The organism is Rossellomorea aquimaris (assembly GCF_000935355.1).
Classification (GTDB): Bacteria; Bacillota; Bacilli; order Bacillales; family Bacillaceae_B; genus Rossellomorea; species Rossellomorea aquimaris_B.
Genome location: NZ_JXZC01000003.1, coordinates 399,369 through 416,834 on the forward strand (window position 1 = coordinate 399,369; position 17,466 = coordinate 416,834).

18 protein-coding genes are annotated in these 17,466 nt (G+C 44.9%); 9 read left to right on the forward strand and 9 right to left on the reverse strand.

Annotated elements, in window-relative coordinates:
• The 5 genes from TV75_RS11575 to TV75_RS22535 all read left to right on the forward strand — a co-directional run bounded on the left by TV75_RS11575 (window position 1) and on the right by TV75_RS22535 (window position 2,566).
• The gene (locus TV75_RS11575; protein WP_044338879.1) at window positions 1-708 is read left to right on the forward strand and encodes a M48 family metallopeptidase; all 708 of its coding nucleotides are present in this window, start codon (window positions 1-3) and stop codon (window positions 706-708) included.
• 56 nt (window positions 709-764) lie between these two features.
• Window positions 765-1,154, forward strand: a complete 390-nt coding sequence (locus tag TV75_RS11580) for a VOC family protein (protein WP_044338880.1) — start codon at window positions 765-767, stop codon at window positions 1,152-1,154.
• 203 nt (window positions 1,155-1,357) lie between these two features.
• Window positions 1,358-1,798, forward strand: coding sequence for a Dps family protein (locus TV75_RS11585; RefSeq protein ID WP_044338881.1), 441 nt, complete (start codon window positions 1,358-1,360; stop codon window positions 1,796-1,798).
• A gap of 122 nt (window positions 1,799-1,920) precedes the next feature.
• Window positions 1,921-2,301, forward strand: coding sequence for a nuclear transport factor 2 family protein (locus TV75_RS11590; RefSeq protein WP_044338882.1), 381 nt, complete (start codon window positions 1,921-1,923; stop codon window positions 2,299-2,301).
• Window positions 2,302-2,443: 142 nt separating this feature from the next.
• A complete protein-coding gene (locus TV75_RS22535; RefSeq protein WP_258549680.1) occupies window positions 2,444-2,566 on the forward strand; it encodes a hypothetical protein in 123 nt (40 codons plus the stop codon).
• A 72-nt stretch (window positions 2,567-2,638) separates the two neighbouring features.
• Here the strand turns inward: TV75_RS22535 and TV75_RS11595 are convergent, their stop codons facing one another.
• The 9 genes from TV75_RS11595 to TV75_RS11640 all read right to left on the reverse strand — a co-directional run bounded on the left by TV75_RS11595 (window position 2,639) and on the right by TV75_RS11640 (window position 12,043).
• Window positions 2,639-4,210, reverse strand: a complete 1,572-nt coding sequence (locus TV75_RS11595) for a glutathione ABC transporter substrate-binding protein (protein WP_044339001.1) — start codon at window positions 4,208-4,210, stop codon at window positions 2,639-2,641.
• A 282-nt stretch (window positions 4,211-4,492) separates the two neighbouring features.
• The gene (locus tag TV75_RS11605; protein ID WP_044338884.1) at window positions 4,493-5,191 is read right to left on the reverse strand and encodes a diphthine--ammonia ligase; all 699 of its coding nucleotides are present in this window, start codon (window positions 5,189-5,191) and stop codon (window positions 4,493-4,495) included.
• Between the two features lie 176 nt (window positions 5,192-5,367).
• The gene (locus TV75_RS11610; RefSeq protein ID WP_044338885.1) at window positions 5,368-6,669 is read right to left on the reverse strand and encodes a membrane protein; all 1,302 of its coding nucleotides are present in this window, start codon (window positions 6,667-6,669) and stop codon (window positions 5,368-5,370) included.
• Window positions 6,670-6,673: 4 nt separating this feature from the next.
• Complete coding sequence (locus TV75_RS11615) at window positions 6,674-7,363, reverse strand: response regulator transcription factor (protein WP_044338886.1); 690 nt, start codon at window positions 7,361-7,363, stop codon at window positions 6,674-6,676.
• A 16-nt stretch (window positions 7,364-7,379) separates the two neighbouring features.
• Window positions 7,380-8,147, reverse strand: a complete 768-nt coding sequence (locus TV75_RS11620; protein ID WP_044338887.1) for a sensor histidine kinase — start codon at window positions 8,145-8,147, stop codon at window positions 7,380-7,382.
• Window positions 8,148-8,216: 69 nt separating this feature from the next.
• Window positions 8,217-9,197, reverse strand: coding sequence for an ABC transporter ATP-binding protein (locus TV75_RS11625; RefSeq protein ID WP_082051256.1), 981 nt, complete (start codon window positions 9,195-9,197; stop codon window positions 8,217-8,219).
• Window positions 9,194-10,189 (reverse strand): ABC transporter ATP-binding protein, encoded by a 996-nt coding sequence (locus TV75_RS11630; RefSeq protein WP_044338888.1) that lies wholly within the window; start codon window positions 10,187-10,189, stop codon window positions 9,194-9,196. The genes TV75_RS11625 and TV75_RS11630 overlap by 4 nt, the downstream gene beginning before the upstream one ends.
• Window positions 10,190-10,200: 11 nt before the next feature.
• Window positions 10,201-11,121: an ABC transporter permease gene (locus TV75_RS11635; RefSeq protein ID WP_044338889.1), complete on the reverse strand. Its 921-nt coding sequence runs from the start codon at window positions 11,119-11,121 to the stop codon at window positions 10,201-10,203.
• A 16-nt stretch (window positions 11,122-11,137) separates the two neighbouring features.
• On the reverse strand, window positions 11,138-12,043 hold the full coding sequence (locus tag TV75_RS11640; protein ID WP_044338890.1) for an ABC transporter permease: 906 nt from the start codon (window positions 12,041-12,043) through the stop codon (window positions 11,138-11,140).
• Window positions 12,044-12,282: 239 nt separating this feature from the next.
• Between TV75_RS11640 and TV75_RS11645 the strand changes: the two genes are divergently transcribed.
• From TV75_RS11645 to TV75_RS11660, 4 genes are all read left to right on the forward strand, one after another.
• Entirely contained in the window at window positions 12,283-13,803 is a 1,521-nt protein-coding gene (locus TV75_RS11645) for a glutathione ABC transporter substrate-binding protein (protein WP_172655723.1), read from the forward strand.
• A 65-nt stretch (window positions 13,804-13,868) separates the two neighbouring features.
• Complete coding sequence (locus TV75_RS11650; protein ID WP_044338892.1) at window positions 13,869-15,113, forward strand: amidohydrolase family protein; 1,245 nt, start codon at window positions 13,869-13,871, stop codon at window positions 15,111-15,113.
• An 18-nt stretch (window positions 15,114-15,131) separates the two neighbouring features.
• A complete protein-coding gene (locus tag TV75_RS11655) occupies window positions 15,132-16,367 on the forward strand; it encodes an amidohydrolase (RefSeq protein WP_044338893.1) in 1,236 nt (411 codons plus the stop codon).
• Window positions 16,364-17,293 carry a DMT family transporter gene (locus TV75_RS11660; protein WP_044338894.1) on the forward strand — a complete coding sequence of 310 codons (930 nt, stop codon included), beginning with the start codon at window positions 16,364-16,366 and terminating at the stop codon, window positions 17,291-17,293. Before TV75_RS11655 ends, TV75_RS11660 begins: the two co-directional genes overlap by 4 nt.
• Window positions 17,294-17,466: the final 173 nt, after the last annotated feature.

Here is a 17,466-nt window from a genome sequence, read left to right on the forward strand (position 1 = left end):
ATGAACCATACTTATTCTGGTGAGACCATACAGTTTGAGATCAAATATAAGAACAGGACCTCCATCGGCATCTATCTGGATACCTGTGGACATATCGAGGTCCACGCACCTAAAGGGACCCCGGATGAATCGGTGATCCGGCTGCTTGAGGATAAATGGGGTGTGATCCTGGAGAAATCGAATGAGATGAGGGATCGTCTGAATGGGCCGCAAGAGAAGGCCTATGACCATGGGGAGCCCTTTTTGTATCTGGGAAAGAACTTTCCCATACACGTTCAACACGATCCGTCGGTCACTCAGGATCATGTCACATTTGACGGGAAAACACTGCTTATCCAAGTGAAAGAGCTTGAGGATGAACGAATCCAGCAGGCGTTAAAACGTTTTTACTACAAACAGTGCAAAGCATTGGTAGAGAAAAGCATTGCGGTCCAACAACGTCACTTTAAAACCAAGCCCCGTTCCATCCGCATCACAGACAGTCAAACAACCTGGGGAACCTGTGATGGGAGGAGGCAGCTTACCTTCAACTGGAAGCTAGCCATGGCTCCCCTGGACGTCATCGACTACGTCGTGGTCCATGAGATGTGCCACATGGTCCACCTCAATCACGACCGGTCCTTCTGGCGGCTCGTCGGGAAAATCGTGCCCGACTATAAAGAGAAAGAACAATGGCTGGCACTGTCCAGTTGGAAGATGACGGTGTAGTGGTGGTACAGGCACCTTGTCCCATTTAAATAGTTGAATAGAAAGAAGTGAAGGGTATGATTAAATATACGTGTCTTCATCACGTCAGTCTTACGGTGACAGATTTGGAAAAAGCAAAAGATTTCTATGGAAAAACTTTGTGTTTAAACGAAATACCGCGTCCGGATTTTGATTTTCCAGGCGCCTGGTATGAAATAGAGGGACAGCAGCTCCACTTAATCGTCGATCCTTCGTCGCAGACCATACGTCAGGATAAGCGCCTATCCAGCAGGGAAGGTCATTTCGCCCTTAGAGTGGAGAACTACTATGATACTCTCCAATGGTTAAAAGAAAACAAAGTGGAAACCCTCGAAAAACCACAATCAAAAAGTGGGTTCGCCCAAATATTCTGCGCCGATCCAGACGGTAATCTGATTGAACTTAATGTGGAACAAAAAGATCTATAATTTCCTATGAAACCAACAGGAGTGATGGACTCAAAAAAGAGTCATGCTCCTGTTGGTTTTGTTTTTAGGGGATGCCGTATGTTATCTATATCAGTGGAAAGAATAAGGGTGTAACGTATTTTATCGATAATACTTATTAATTGATAATAATTATAAATAAGGATATAATACATTTATAACACAGACAAAAGGAGAGAGCATACATGAATCAACAATTAGTCGTGGCACTTAACAAACAACTTGCAAATTGGAATGTCCTTTATACAAAACTACACAATTATCATTGGTATGTAACGGGTCCGGAATTCTTCACCCTGCATGAGAAGTTTGAAGAATACTACAACGAAGCAGGAAATTATATTGATGAAGTGGCAGAAAGGATACTGACGATCAAAGGGAAGCCAATCGCTACATTAAAAGAATATCTTGAAACGGCTACCATTGAAGAATCTAATGGAAAAGAGTCGGCCGTTGAGATGGTGGACGCGTTAGTAAACGATTTTAAACAAATCGTGAATGATTCTAAGAAGATCATTGAAGCTGCAGAGGAATCTCAGGATCAGCCTACAGCAGACTTATTCATCGGGATTAAAACTTCACTCGAACAGCATATTTGGATGCTGAATGCATTCAATACACGATAAGACGAGAAAGCATTGACCTGTAAGGGGCAATGCTTTTTTTAACATCATGGACATTCATTCGCCCATTCGCTCCTTTTCCTATAAAATGAAAAGATCACGGTTGAAATGAAAGGATGATGAAAATGAATGATTCACTCACGAATAAAGAAAGAGCAATCTCATTTCTGGAACTTGTGGCATCAGGAAACGTCCGGGAAGCATACGAGCGTCACGTTGGACCTGACTTTCGCCACCATAATCCGTATTTTCCAGGGGATGCAGATTCGCTTAAGTCTGCCATGGAAGAGAATGCAGCCGGGAACCCGGACAAGATACTAGAAGTCAAACGTGCCATCCAGGAAGGTGAAACAGTAGCGGTTCACTCGCATGTGAGACAGAATCCAGAAGACCTGGGAGGGGCAGTCGTCCATATTTTCCGCTTCCAGGATGACGGGATCGTTGAGTTGTGGGATGTTGGTCAAGCCATCCCGGACGATTCACCTAATGAGAATGGGGTTTTTTAACTTCTACATAAAAAAATAAGTCGATTCCTTTGGGAGTCGACTTTTCTATGTTCACCAATTGGCCAGGAGAAATTTCGAGCTGCTTCATATTTATTGCCAACCTTGCGCACTATATAAATAAAACAAATAGGGTGGTGAAAGAATGTCGAAACAAAAGAATAAAGACCTTAAGAATAATAAAGCAATGCCAAAGTCAGATGTGGAATTTGCACAGGATGGTCTTGAAAAGGTGGCTATTAAGGCGCAGGAAAGAAAGAATAAATAGATAGAAATAAAAAATGAGAAGTTAGGCAACTTCTCATTTTTTGGTCTTATGGTATCGTTTAGATGAAAAAGGTTATTGAATGCTAATATCATTGATTTCCAAATAACCGGCGGGACTGATAGAAAAATCTTTTACGTTGTTCCGAATCGCAGCCATGTTTTCAATCACCCGAACCGGAATATAGACCGCGTCTTCCATTTCCAGCTCCTGAGATTTTGCGTATAGCTCCAATCGCTTCTCTGGATCCATTTCAGAACGTGCCTGTTCGATCAATTGATCGACCTCTTCATTATTGTAGAAAAATGTATTTCCGGCAGGCCCATGGGAATTACTGTGGAAGAGATTGTATTGATTATAGTCTGCATCACCTGTAGCATTTCTCCAACTAATGATGAACATTTCTGAATTTCCACTTGTGGCTTGCTCTACAAAGGTGCCATACTCCTGAATCTGGATTTCCAAATCGATTCCTATTCCTTTGAGCTGGGATTGCATGACTTCAGCCAGGCTGATCCTTTCCTTACTGTCCATTGTAAGCAATGTGGTTTTGAAGCCATCAGGGTACCCAGCCTCGGCCAGTAACCTCTTGGCTTCATTTACATTATACTCATATGCCTTCATATCCGGGTGATAGCCAAAGACTTTAGATCCTAATAAGGAGTTTGCCTTTTTTCCAATATTATTAAATACACCTTTCATGATGGAATCCATTTCAACCGCATGGGATATGGCTTTCCGGACACGGACATCATTGAAGGGTTCCTTTTGTACATTGAATCCTACATACTCGGTACCAAAGCCTTCACTTCGGTATACTTCAACATTATTGGAGGCCTTCACAGAATCCATCATCGTCACAGAAAGAGGTTCAGCAATATGGGCTTCACCTGTTTCAAGCATGGAGATTCTCGTTGTCTCTTCTGGTACTACTTTGAAAACCACTTCGTTTATAGTTGGTTGCTCTCCCCAATACTTTTTGTTTCTATTAAACACAATCTCTTTTCCTGTTTCCCAGGACTTGAACGCAAATGGACCTGTGCCGACCGGTTCTTGGATAATGTCTTTCCCGTATTTTTCAATGGTATTAGGACTGATGATTCCGCCTTCATGACTCGCCAGGATGGATAATAAGGGTGAAAAAGGTTCAGATAAAAGAAATTGAACGGTATGATCATCTACTACTTTTACTTCCTTGACCATTTTAAATACAACCGCACGAGGTGAAGCCACTTTTGGGTCTGTTAAACGATCGAACGTTTTCTTCACAGCCTCGGCATTAAAGGGTGTCCCATCATGAAACGAGACATCATCTCTTAGCTTGAATTCCCACGTTGTATCATCCAACTGCTCCCATTCCTTTGCAAGTAATGGCTTAATTTTGGCATTTTTGTCTCTGCCGACAAGCCCCTCATAAATTTTACCGTGCGTTACACTTGCCGCATTGATGGTGGACATAAAATGATGATCAAGATTCTCCACATCGGATAAACGGGCAATGACCAACTTATTTTCTTTCTTGGAAGCCTGTCCATCAACCTGGTCACCTGAATTTGCCCCCATATTGGTGGAGCAGCCGCTAATTACTAACATCAGCACCATCATTCCAATCATGACAACCCTGCTCCTGAAACTACTTACCTTCATCTTCATCTATTTATCCTCCCCTCCGTATTTATTTAATTATAAGAATTTTCAGATATATAAAATTAAGATATCTTTACCGTTTTTTTTGATTTGTTGACCTTTTGTTTTTGGGAGAATGTTTTGGTAAGGGAGGATACAGAAGTTCCGAAAGAAACACTGATTGATTTTGCTGAGTCCTTCAAGTGGAAGATTGCTGCAATGTTGTTCGAACGAGCTCCAGAAAAGGCGAAAAGCTGAAGATCAATCATTTGATCTCCAGCCTTGATTCAATTATCATGCAGGTTATGTTCTGACGCGATCCAGTTCCAAAGGCAAAAAAGCATACTCTCCGTCTTTCATAATCTCACCTTTTAAAACGGGAACAGGTTGTTTGAAAAGCGGTCCATCCACTACTGTGGTATGGAATTCTCCACCTTCTCCGCAAGGATCGATTCCTCGGGCTTCAAGTTCCTTTATGTATTCAAGAGTTAACGTTCGTCCTAAATCTTCAAGGCGCATACCGAGGGATAAATTAACCGTTACAACGATGGATACAAATCCCAGATTGACGAACTCTTCGACAGCTTCACGGTGATTCATTTCCCATAAAGGCATCCCAAGCTTTAAGCCAGCGTTCTTCGCCACTTTCTCATGCCAGCAGCCATGTGCAGGCATATCCAGGTCTCCCGTCACTAACACTTCTGCCCCTTGTTCCTTTGCTTTTTCTAAAAGGGTCATGAAGGCTCCTTCATAATCTGTCCAACTGGCAGCTGCTGTGAATACGGGCAACCCGATTGAATCTGCTTGTGCACGGATAAGCTCCGGTGGCATCCCGTGGGATCTGGAACGCTTTCCTTCTTCCTCCAGCATCACGATCAGGCCGATCGCATCTCCATCCTTCGATGCTTTGTATAGAGCCAACACACTATCTTTTCCTCCGCTAAAGGACGTGATGAATGAATGCCCGCGAGCACCATATTTCCATTCCTTTGATTCTGTCATTCTTATCTTTCCTCCTTAATCGTTTTTCATATTTTCTAACTTGTTTCATCGTTTCTTTCATTCTATCACGATGGGGCTTTATAGATAACATCATACAAACCTAGATGTCTAAGTCCATAAAGACAAAAGAGCCGCCTATTTGACGACTCTCTTACAGAACCGATATGAATTTGCTCTCATTTTCTATGGATCCGAATCTCATTAATCACCAGTGATATCACCACTAACCCACTCGACACGACAAAGCTGACCCAGGTCGATTGAATTGAATTGTAGCTTAGGAGAGACAGCAACCCGGTTCCTAAACCAATCAACGAACAAAAAGGTAGAAGCAACGGGATCGTTCTTTTATAAAAGATGACCGCCAACATCGTCGGAATGATGGCTGCATACACCTGGGCGAAAAAGAAGATAAGCTCCATCAGGCTCGGTGACAAGATCGAGCTGATGAGAAAGAGTGAAAGGGAAAGCACACCGGAGACTAAATAGGTCTTTTTCAATTGCTGGTCTTCACTCCAATCGAACGTGTCGTTCAGCATATTGCGGATGACCATGATCGAAGTGGCATGGAGCTCGGCCCCCACGGTGGAGGCGATGGCACTGAAGCAGCAGCCGATAAATAATAGAAGCAGGAACAATGAGTCGATTTTCTCCACCAGCTGACTCAATATGGAGTAAATGTTTTCAAAGCCCTGCCCATAAACCGCAATCAGTACAATCGCGGTGAAGGCAAGGGGAATGGTCGCCCATATGATCCCCGCCATCATAAAGGATGTTCGGACCTTGGATTTTTCAATGATATAGATCCGCTGCCAGCTCGCCCGATCGATCAATACTTGTCCGAATCCAATCAGAAATGCGGTAAGAATGAACAAGGTGATTTCATTATGTTTCAGAAATAATAAGTAGGGATGATAAAGAAGCAATCCATCATAAACGGGAAAAATACCTTTTTGGATAAAAAAATAAACGGGAATCAGGATGATGGCTGCAAAAATAAACGAGATATGAATTCCTTCAAAGCGATGGATTTGCTTCATGCCTCCTATGGACAACAGGAAGCAGTATAAAAAGAATACGAGTAACCCTACATAGATAGGTGTTTTTAATAGAAAATGAAATAACACGCCTGCCCCCAGTGCTTGTATAAGAAGGGAGTCCAGGCTTGTCAGGAGCAATACCCACATGACGAACCAGTATGACTTGCCACGTAGTCTTTCTTTCAATACATCCCCCAGAGTCATGGAGTGTGGGAATCGTTCCCTGATATAGGGGGTGATCCACCCGAATAGAAAGAGAGCGGTGGCTCCCATCATGGCGTAGCCAATTCCACCAAGCAGTCCATATTTCACGAGGGTTTCAGGAGAAGACAAAATCGTATTGCCGGTCACCCATCTTGCCAGGAGTGAAACGACTCCATACGCCACTCCAAACGTAATGGTCCCTTGTATATACTCACGATACGTTCGTGGCTTCATTGATTTATACCTTCTCTCTTATCCGATATTCCCTTGGAGTGTATCCTGTTTGCTTCTTGAATAATGAACTGAAATAGTGCTGGCTGCTGAATCCGCACGCTTCTGAAATCGAAGAGATGGACTTTTCGGTATCCTGCCGCAGTAATCGTTGTGCGGCCTGGACCCTGAAATCATTCAGGTACTCAGAGAAGCTGATCCCCATCTCTTCATGAAATTTTCTGCTCAGGTACGTACCGTTGATATGGATCTGGCTCGCCAATGAAGAAAGGGAAAGCTTATCGCTGTATTGTTCATGGATGATCGTCAACGCTTCCTGCACGATATGGGATTGGATGGATGCGTATTTATAGTGGTCGAGCACTTGGAATAATTCTTCTTCAATAATCGGTTTTGTCAAATAATCCTTTGCTCCGAGTCGCAGGGATGCCTGTGCATAATCGAATGATTGGTACGCCGTGACCATAATGATGTCGATATGGTCATATTTCTTCATTTCCATTCCGAGTTCGATCCCTGATTTACCAGGCAGTTGAATGTCGAGGAGCGTAAGACGGATCGGGTGTTCCGTCAGGACCTTTAACGCCTGTGATGCATCCGCGGCTGTATGAATCGTCCAGTAAGGGTATTTTTCGTGAATCATGTAGTTGAGCTGCTCCAGTTCCAGGGGCTCATCGTCAACGAGCAAAATATGCATGACGCTTCCTCCTTCATCAAGTAATGGTGTCTTCTCTGGTCATATAAGGCCAGAAGATCTGGACACTCGTTCCTCCGGCTTCTTCATTCAGCTGAATGAGGATTTCTTCCTTAGGAAAGAGCATCTGTAATCGCTTCTGGATATTGTGTAATCCAATTCCCCGGTCTTCCTTTTGAATATCAGGGTTGTCCAAAGCAGATGACGAGCTGCTGTTCCATACTTCTACATACACTTTGTTCCTTTGCTCATTCAGGATGATGATCAGCTTTCCTTGCCCGGGATGCTTTTCAAGGCCATGTTTAAAGGCGTTTTCGACAAGGGTCTGCAGGAGGTAAGGAGGGACTAGGGAAGACTTGCAGCTCTCTCCCACGCTCCATACTACATCGAGCCGATCTCTGAACCTCAACCTTTGAATGTCGAGATAATATCGGGTGTATTGGATCTCCTCATCCATGGTGATCAATGGATCAGTCTGTTTGTATTTAAACTTAAAGTATTTGGAAAGCACCTCGATGGCAGAAATCAATTCTTCCTTGCGATTCAGACGTGCCAAGCTCAGGATGACATTAAGTGTATTGAAAAAGAAGTGGGGCTGGATCTGTTGGTTCAGTTGGTTGTATTTTGCTTCCTGTAGTTCCTGTTTCAGGAGCAGTTCGTTCTTTTCTTTCTCCAGTTGATCGAATCGTTTTTCAAACAGAAAGAGAAATAATAAGCTAAAAGCCCCAATGATTGGGGCTAATACGGACAGCATGATATAAAATGAAAAGGATTCTTGTGTAATCATGTGAAGAACTCCTAAAGGGATGAGTCATACTTTCTATTTTATAAGAAAACTAAGATTCTGAAAATATGTTTAGACATAATGGCACCTCGTGAAATGTTCCCCATGACCGGTCATAGGAGGCAGTTCTGCTTTACACAAATCCGTTGCCAGAGGGCAGCGGGTGTGAAACTTACACCCTGCAGGCGGATTCAATGGGGAAGGGACATCCCCTTTTAAAAGGATTCTTTCTCTTTTCTTTGAAAAATCAGGTACTGGTATGGCCGAAAGCAAGGCTTTGGTATAAGGATGGGTAGGGTGGTCGAATAAATCATGCTTTGTCCCTATTTCGACAACCTTCCCCAGATACATGACGATCACCCGATCGGATATATGACGTACAACACTTAAATCATGGGAAATGAAGAGGTACGTCAATTTCAATTCTTTCTGAAGTTTCTTTAACAGGTTCAAGATTTGTGCCTGAATGGATACATCCAGTGCCGATACGGCTTCATCACAGATGATCACTTTCGGATTGACCGCCAATGCCCGTGCGATTCCGATCCTTTGTCGCTGACCGCCGCTGAATTCGTGGGGGAGACGGTCAAGCGATGTAATCGGGAGACCCACATAGTCCAATAATTCCTTCATACGATCTTCATGCTTTGAAGGGGGCAGTACTTTTTGTATGGTCATGGCTTCTTTGAGGATCTTTCTGACCGTTTGTCTAGGATTCAGAGAGGCAAAGGGATCCTGGAAAATGACCTGGATATCTCCCCTCATGTTTCTTAATTCCTTTTTGGATAGACTGTTCAATTCGATTCCCTTGTATTGAATGCTGCCTTCGGTCGGTTTATCCAATTGCAGGATGGCACGGCCGGTTGTCGATTTGCCGCAGCCGGACTCACCTACGATACTGAGGGTTTCACCTTCATACAGGGTGAAGGTAATATCATCCACGGCTTTTACAACTTGTTTCGGCTCGAACAATGACTCCCTTTTGATAGGGAAGTACTGTTTCAGGCCCTTCACCTCTAAAATAGGTTTTTTTTCGGTCATCACAGCGGTCATGTCATCTGCACCTCTTTCTCGGCGTTATATAGAAAACATCTGATTTGACTGCCATCCTTTAAGGAATTGAGCTGTGGCTCTTCCTCGTGACATCGTGCAGTCGCCAATGCGCAGCGGGGCGAAAACCGGCACCCTTTTGGCATGTCATAGGGGGAAGGGACACTTCCCGGCATCGTTTCCAGCTCTGCCTGGTCTTCGTGCAATTTCGGTAATGAAGAGAGCAGCCCATTTGTGTAGGGATGCTTCGGATTGGAGAATAACTGTTCCGTCGAACTATATTCCACCACTTGTCCGGCATACATGACCGCCACCTTGTCACATAGCTCGGCTACCACTCCCAAGTCGTGTGTGATGAAGATGATGCCCATATTCAGCTTTTTCTGAAGGTCCTTCATCAGCTCAAGGATTTGTGCCTGGATCGTCACATCAAGTGCCGTAGTCGGTTCATCGGCAATCAGGACTTCCGGGTTGCAGGCAAGGGCCATGGCAATCATGACGCGCTGCCTCATTCCGCCGCTCAGCTGGAAAGGCTCCTGTTTCGCCCTTTGTTCAGGAGAAGGGATGCCAACTAATTCGAGCATTTCCACCGCCTTCTTCCGTGCGTCTCTTTTCCCGAGCTTTTGGTGGACGCGTATGGCTTCTGCAATTTGCTCCCCGACCGGTATGACAGGATTCAACGACGTCATCGGCTCTTGAAAGATCATGGAAATTTGGTTCCCCCGCACCTTTCTAAGCTCAGAATCGGACATTTTAAGGATGTCCTTTCCTTTCAATTCAATGGTCCCGTCCACTATTTTTCCTGGAGGGGAGGGGACAAGGCGAAGAATGGAAAGGGAGGTCATACTTTTTCCGCAGCCCGATTCTCCGACAATCCCGAGCGTCTCGCCTTCGTGAAGGACAAAGTCGATGCCATCAACGGCTTTCGTCACTCCTTTTTTTGAAGTGAAATGGGTTTTTAAGTTCTTTACTTCCAAGACCACATTTTTACTCATTGCAACCACTCCTAGTTAAGTTCAATTCGTTTATTAAAGAATCGGTATAAAACATCTACGAATAAATTGACGATCACAAAGACCAGGGATGCGACCAGTACTCCGCCCTGAACCATAGGTAGGTCACGTGTACGGATCGAGTCGACGATCATACGGCCGAGCCCATTAATGGCAAAGACGGATTCGATTAGTACCGTCCCTCCGAGAAGTGCCCCAAACTGAAGGCCAACCACCGTAATGACCGGAATCAATGCATTGCGCAGGGCATGCTTATAAATAATGACAAAGCTTTTCAAACCCTTTGCCTGAGCAGTACGGATATAATCCTGCCTTACGACCTCCAGCATGCTGGAACGGGTCATCCTGGCTACGATGGCAGCTCCTCCGACTCCCAGCGTAAAGGCCGGTAAAATGATGTGCAGCATGCTGTCCCATCCTGCAACAGGTAAAAGCTGAAGTTTTACAGAGAATAAATAGATGGATAGAAGACCCAGAAAGAAGCTTGGAAGGGAAATCCCTAATAAAGCGACGATCATCACGGAAATATCGGTGGCAGAGTATGGTCTGACAGCAGATATGATTCCAGCGGTCATTCCAAGGACAATCGTAATGAGAATACTGTAGAAGGCCAGTTCAATCGTGATCGGTAAGCGGGTCATGATTTCCTGGATGACCGGCTGCTGGCTCTTCAGAGATTGTCCAAGGTCACCCTGGAACACATTCATGATGTATTCTCCATATTGAACATACAGTGGGCGGTTCAAGCCGAGTTCTGTCCGTAGTTGGTCGATCGCTTCTTTCGATGCCCCTTCCCCAGCAAGTATGATAGCCGGGTCTCCGGGAACCATCTGCATGATGAGAAAGACAACCAGGGTCACACCGAATATGACGGGGATGATTTCTATTAATCTTCTGAAAATGTACAGTATCATTTCCTATTCCTCCTTTTTATGATTTCAGTCTCGGATCAAGTGCGTCCCGAAGGCCGTCCCCGAACAGGTTAAAGCCAAGTACTAGAATGGAAATCGCCAGCCCCGGGAAGAGGGCGATATAGGGAGCCGTAAATAAAAAGTCCCTTCCACTGGACAGCATCGTACCCCATTCAGGTGAAGGGGGCTGTGCCCCTAATCCAAGGAAGGATAATCCTGCTGCTGAAAGGATGGCGGTGGCGAGTCGCAAGGATCCTTGAATGATGATGGGAGATAAAATGTTCGGCAGGATGTGCCTGAAGATGATGATGAAATCATTGGCTCCAAGCGAACGAATCGCATCGATATATTCAAGCTTCTTCGTTTCAAGCGTCGATCCCCGGACAACCCTTGCAAATAGAGGGATGGAAAACACCCCGACGGCAATCATGACATTCACGAGGCTCGGTCCGAGGGCAGAGATGATGGCAAGAGCCAATAGGATCCCAGGGAAAGCAAGCATGACATCGAGGATTCTGCTGATGAAGGTATCGATCCAACCTCCGTAAAACCCTGAAATCAACCCCATGATGATGCCGAAGAATGCACCGAAGCCGACTGCGGCAAAGCCGACCCCCATGGAAAGACGGGAGCCGTAGAGGATTCTTGCAAGGATATCCCGTCCTTTATCATCCGTCCCCATCCAATGTTCTGTACTCGGGGGCTGGAGTTTATTGTCCAGTTGAATGTCATAAGGGTCATAGACAGCGAGTAAAGGAGCAAACAGGGCGATGAAAATATAGAAGATAATGATCCCTCCTCCAACTACAGCTGCCTTGTTTTTCGAAAAGGTGTCCCAGAAGGGTTTGATCCTTTTTTCAAAAACGCTCGGTTTTGAATCAAGTATGGGTGATTGAAGTTCTTGAACTTTGAGTTCTGTCGACATGACATTTCCTCCTCATTGAAATGATTTGTGTAATTCAAAGATAGAGGAAGAGGGGTGGAAAGGGAAGGTGATAAGTTTGAATTGTCAAAATAATTAAAAAGTTGGTAAAGATATTGAAAATCATTCACTGTTTTCTTTTTTATAATGCAGATAGGCACCAACAATACGGAAAAGGGAGAGTGGAGGAATTGAAAGAAAAGAAGAAGCATTTCAGGGGGATCGCAGGATTATTGATCGTGATGGTCATGCTCATCACCCAGGCGTGTTCGACAAGTAATGTAGAAAGTGAAACCGCAAGTAAACAAGGCGGTGAATCAGAAGGCGGGGTACTGAAGGTCGTCCGATTATCCGATGCAACCAATTTGGACCCCCACTTCATCACAGATATTCCGTCCGCCAATGTACTTTATCAAAAGGTGTACGAAAGCCTTGTGACGTTTGATAAAGAAATGAACATTGTTCCGTCACTGGCGAAAAGCTGGGAGCAGCCGGACGATATGACATGGGAATTCACATTAAATGAGGGAATCACGTTCCATGACGGTTCTGAATTGAACGCTGAGGCTGTCAAAGTAACGTTCGACCGCTTACTGGATCCCAACACCGGTTCCCCTCAAAAGGATAAACTCGGGATGATCAAAGAGATCAATGTACTGGATGAATATAAAGTGCAGTTCAAGCTGGATGCTCCTTATGCACCTCTCTTATCGATCCTTGCAAGTAACGAAGGAAGCATCATGAGCCCGAAAGCCGTGAAGGAAAATCCTGATAGTCTTGCTAAGCACCCGATCGGAACCGGGCCATTTGCCTTCAAGTCATGGAAATCAGGTCAGTCCATCACCCTTGAAAAAAATGATGAGTATTGGGGAGAGCAGCCGAATATCGATGGAATCGAGTTTCAGGTTGTACCAGAGGACGCTACCCGCTTAGCGATGATTGAAACGGGTGAAGCTCATATCAGTGATCAAGTGCCCGTGACTGAAATCGAGCGCATCGAAAGCTCCGACACATTGAATCTGTACCGAACAGAAGGGCTGGCGGTGGAATATGTCGGATTCAATACACAAAAAGAGCCCTTCGATAATGTAAAGGTGAGGCAGGCCATTTCCATGGCGATTGAAAGAGAAGCGATCATAAAAGGTGTCTATAACGGAGTGGGTACATTAGCGAATGCTGCCATGAGCCCACAAGTATTCGGTCATAGTGAAAACGTGAAACCATATGAGTATGACCCGAATTCTGCCAAGGAGCTTTTGAAAGAAGCAGGATTCGAAAAAGGTCTGGAGCTGACACTGATAACAAGTGACCGTAAAGAACGGATCAATATGGCAGAAGTTATTCAGTCCCAATTGAAGGGAATCGGGATCAAAGTGAATATTCAAGTGCTTGAATATGGTGCGTATATTGAAGCTGTAGACACAGGAGAACAAGATATGTTCATCGGAGGTTGGGGGAATGCAACAGGTGATGGAGACTACAACCAGTACAACTTGTTCCACTCTGCTTCCCATGGTTCACCAGGAAACCATTTCTATTACACAAATGAAAAAGTCGATGATCTCATCGAGCAGGCAAGAAAAGAAGTGGACCCTGAAGTCAGAAAGACATTATATGAAGAAGCGATGACCATTGAAATGGAAGAAGCGGTATACATTCCAATCCGAAACTACGAGCATTTAGCAGTGTACAACAATGAAGTGAAGGATTTCTGGTTGAGTGCCGCCAACTACTTAATGGTGAATGACGCAACAATCGAATAGACCATGGAACGGTGGATGAGCACCATCTGTAACCTTGTAAACACTAAATCTTGGAGGCTGATTGGATGAAAACAGTATGGATGAAGAATGTGAGAATGGAAACGGGATTTGAGAAAGAGAATGGAGTCGTGACAGGAACCGTTACGGAATGTGCCCATGTCAAAATAGAAGATGGAAAGATTACGGCCATCACGAAAGACGAATCAGAGATTGAAGTTGGAGCAGCTGTATTGGATGCAAGAGGAAAATTGATCCTGCCTTCCTTCCGTGAGATGCATATTCATATCGATAAAACCTACTATAGCGGTCCGTGGAAGGCATGCCGGCCAATCACTAAAGGTATTTTCACGAGAATAGAAGAAGAGCAGGAACTGCTGCCAAAGCAACTGCCATACGCCCAGGATAGGGCGGAAAAGATGATCGAGTTGCTGCTTCAACATGGCCACACTCACATCCGGACCCATTGCAACATCGAACCGACTTCCGGTTTAAAGCACCTGGAAGTCACCGTTAAAGCATTAGAGAAATATAAACATCACCTCACTTATGACATTGTAGCGTTTCCTCAGCATGGGCTCCTGCGCAGCAATTCAGTGGGACTGATGAGGGAAGCCATGAAAAATGGTGCCACCCTTGTCGGGGGAGTCGATCCGGCGACGGTGGACCGTCAGATCGATCAATCACTCTATACAACGTTTGATATTGCCACTGAGAATAATGCTGGTGTCGATATTCACCTTCATGACCCGGACACGCTTGGGGCTTTCACCTTTGAACGTCTTGCAGATTTTACAAGAGAGGCGAACTTGAAGGGGCGTGTGACGATCAGTCATGCCATTGCACTTGGTGATCTTGAGGGGCAATCTCTTACAGACATGATGTCCATCCTGAAAGATCAAGAGATTGACATTACTACGACGATCCCGATTAACCGTCCGACCATTCCGGTTTCGACTCTGGATCAGTACGGTTTACAGGTATCCGTCGGGCATGACAGCTTAACCGATCATTGGTCCCCTTTTGGAACCGGGGATACGATCGAGAAGCTGAATATACTTGCTGAACGATTCAGACTGATCGATGAGTATTCCATCAACCGTACATGGAAATATGCTTCGGGTGGGATCACGCCATTGGATGACGCAGGAAAACAGGTATGGCCTCAAGTGGGGCACGCAGCAGACTTCCTCCTGGTGGAAGCGAGCTGTTCAGCTGAAGCAGTGGCAAGGAGAGCCAAAATCGATTCTGTTTATAAGAACGGGGAAAAGGTGACGCTGCCTCAATCTGAATCTGTACTGATCAATAAATAATAGAATGGAGACGGTTCGATGATCTGGCTGAAAAATGTAAAGCTTGAAGTAGGGAACATTGAAAATGAAGGAATGACCGAAACGAAAACAGAGCAATTTCATCTCGGGGTCAAAAAAGGGAAAATCGTCCAACAGCTGCCTCATACACAATCCATACCCGAGAATGCTGATGTAGTCTATGATGTGAAAGGTCTCCTGGCCATTCCCACCTTTAAAGAAATGCATAACCATTTGGATAAAACCTATCTATCCCTTGGATGGAAAGCGACGAAGCCCGTTAAAAATCTGAAAGAAAGACTGCAGTTTGAAGCAGAGGAGTTGACAGAACTCGCACCAACGACCAAACAAAGAGCGAAACGTATGATCGAGGAAATCCTTTCAAATGGTTCAACGCATATCCGCACTCACGTAAACATTGATCCATACATTGGATTGAAGAACCTTGAAGGTGTCATCGAGGCATTGGACGAGTATAAACATGCAGTCACCGCAGATATCATTGCCTTCCCGCAGCATGGATTATTAAGAGATTCCGTGCCGACATTGATGAGAGAAGCGATGCGAAATGGAGCCACCATGGTAGGAGGCCTCGATCCTGCAGGAATCGATCGCTCGATTGAAAAGTCACTCTATGAAACCATGAATATCGCAACGGAGTTCAACGCGGATGTAGACATCCATTTACACGATAGCGGGCATGTAGGAACATACACGATTGATAAGTGGATGGATATGGTGGAAGAGACGAACTGGCAAAACCGCACAGCCATCAGCCACGCCTTCTGTATCGGAGAGGTACCGGAAGTGAAGCAAATGGAACTGGCGGAGAGATTAAGAGAAAATGGAGTGGCGATCATGTCGACCATTCCTCTGACAAAGTCCCTTCCACCAATCCAGCTTTTGGATGACCATGGTGTGAAGGTCCATCTTGGGTGTGATGGATTCTATGACTCCTGGAGTCCACTGGGTCACGGGGACGTGTTAGAGAAAGTGTATAAATACGGTCAGGTGACAAGAAGAAGCGATGAGGCATCCTTAAGGGACAGTCTGAAGTGGATAACGGGAGGAACAACGGCACTGACGAAAAAAGGTGAATACAAGTGGCCGAAAGTGGAAGATGATGCAAGCTTTATATTTGTGGACGCCGCTTCATCAGCTGAAGTCGTTGCCCGAAGACCGAAACGACTGGCCGTGATGAACAAAGGGAAAGTGGTATATGGGTCTCTCTGGAGTACCCATGAGCTGGTGAAATGATAGAAAAGATAAATGGAAAGCCTGTGTATCTCTACATGGGCCTCCTTTTTTGTGTGGTCTGCTGGGGAAGTAATTTTATTTTCGGTGCGATATTAGTGCAATATTTCAAGCCGATGGAAATCGCTTTTCTACGGCTTATTTTTATTACTCTGTTCTTGTATATGTTATTCTTCAAGTCAATTAGACGATTTCGTTCATTGAAATCCATGATCGTCCCACTGGTGTTCATCGGTTTCATTGGCGTGACCTTGAATCACTGGAGCTTCTATGCCAGCTTGACCACGGCATCACCCGTAACGGCTGCCTTGATCCTGGCTACGGCTCCCATCTGTACATCCCTCATCAATTCGTTTGTATTTAAGGAACGTAAAAGTACATTCTTCTGGATTTGGAGCCTACTCAGCTTTTTCGGCGTGCTTTTGGTCATCATGAAGAAAGGGACCCTCGTGATCGGTATGGGAGAAGGATATATCTTTCTCACGATGCTTACATTTTCCGTGTTCATGGTCCTTGTGGAACGATATGCAAAGCAGCTTTCTTCTATTCTATTGACCTTTTATTCTACCATGGTGGGGTTGATCTTGATGACTGTGTTTTTGCCGTTCTCCGACGTTTCTTTTCTAAGGTCCGTCCCCTTCAGCATTTGGATGCTGCTTTTCTTTACAGCGATCATCATGCATGGGATATGTCCGCTTATTTGGAACCATTGCATATCAGAAGTCGGCTCTACGAATACATCCCTGCTCCTGAATATAGAACCGTTTGTGGCAATGGTGGTCGGGTATATTGTGTTGAAGGAATCGGTAAGTGGAATGCAACTGATCGGTGCAAGTATTATTGTATTAAGTGTCACCATGGCTCTTCATTCCAATCGAATGGGACAGGGGGACAGGCACCTTGTCCCGACAAACTCAAAAACACTATGATAATTCCTCCGGGACGAGGGGGAGGTCGCCTCGTCCTCCAAATTTCTACAACTATTTCCCCGGAAATTGATAAAAAATCATAGAATTCTACAAAGAGTGTCAGGCTGATTCCTCCATATTCCTCTCCTCCGATAAATAGTCAACATTTAACTACTAAAGGCGCAAAAACTTCT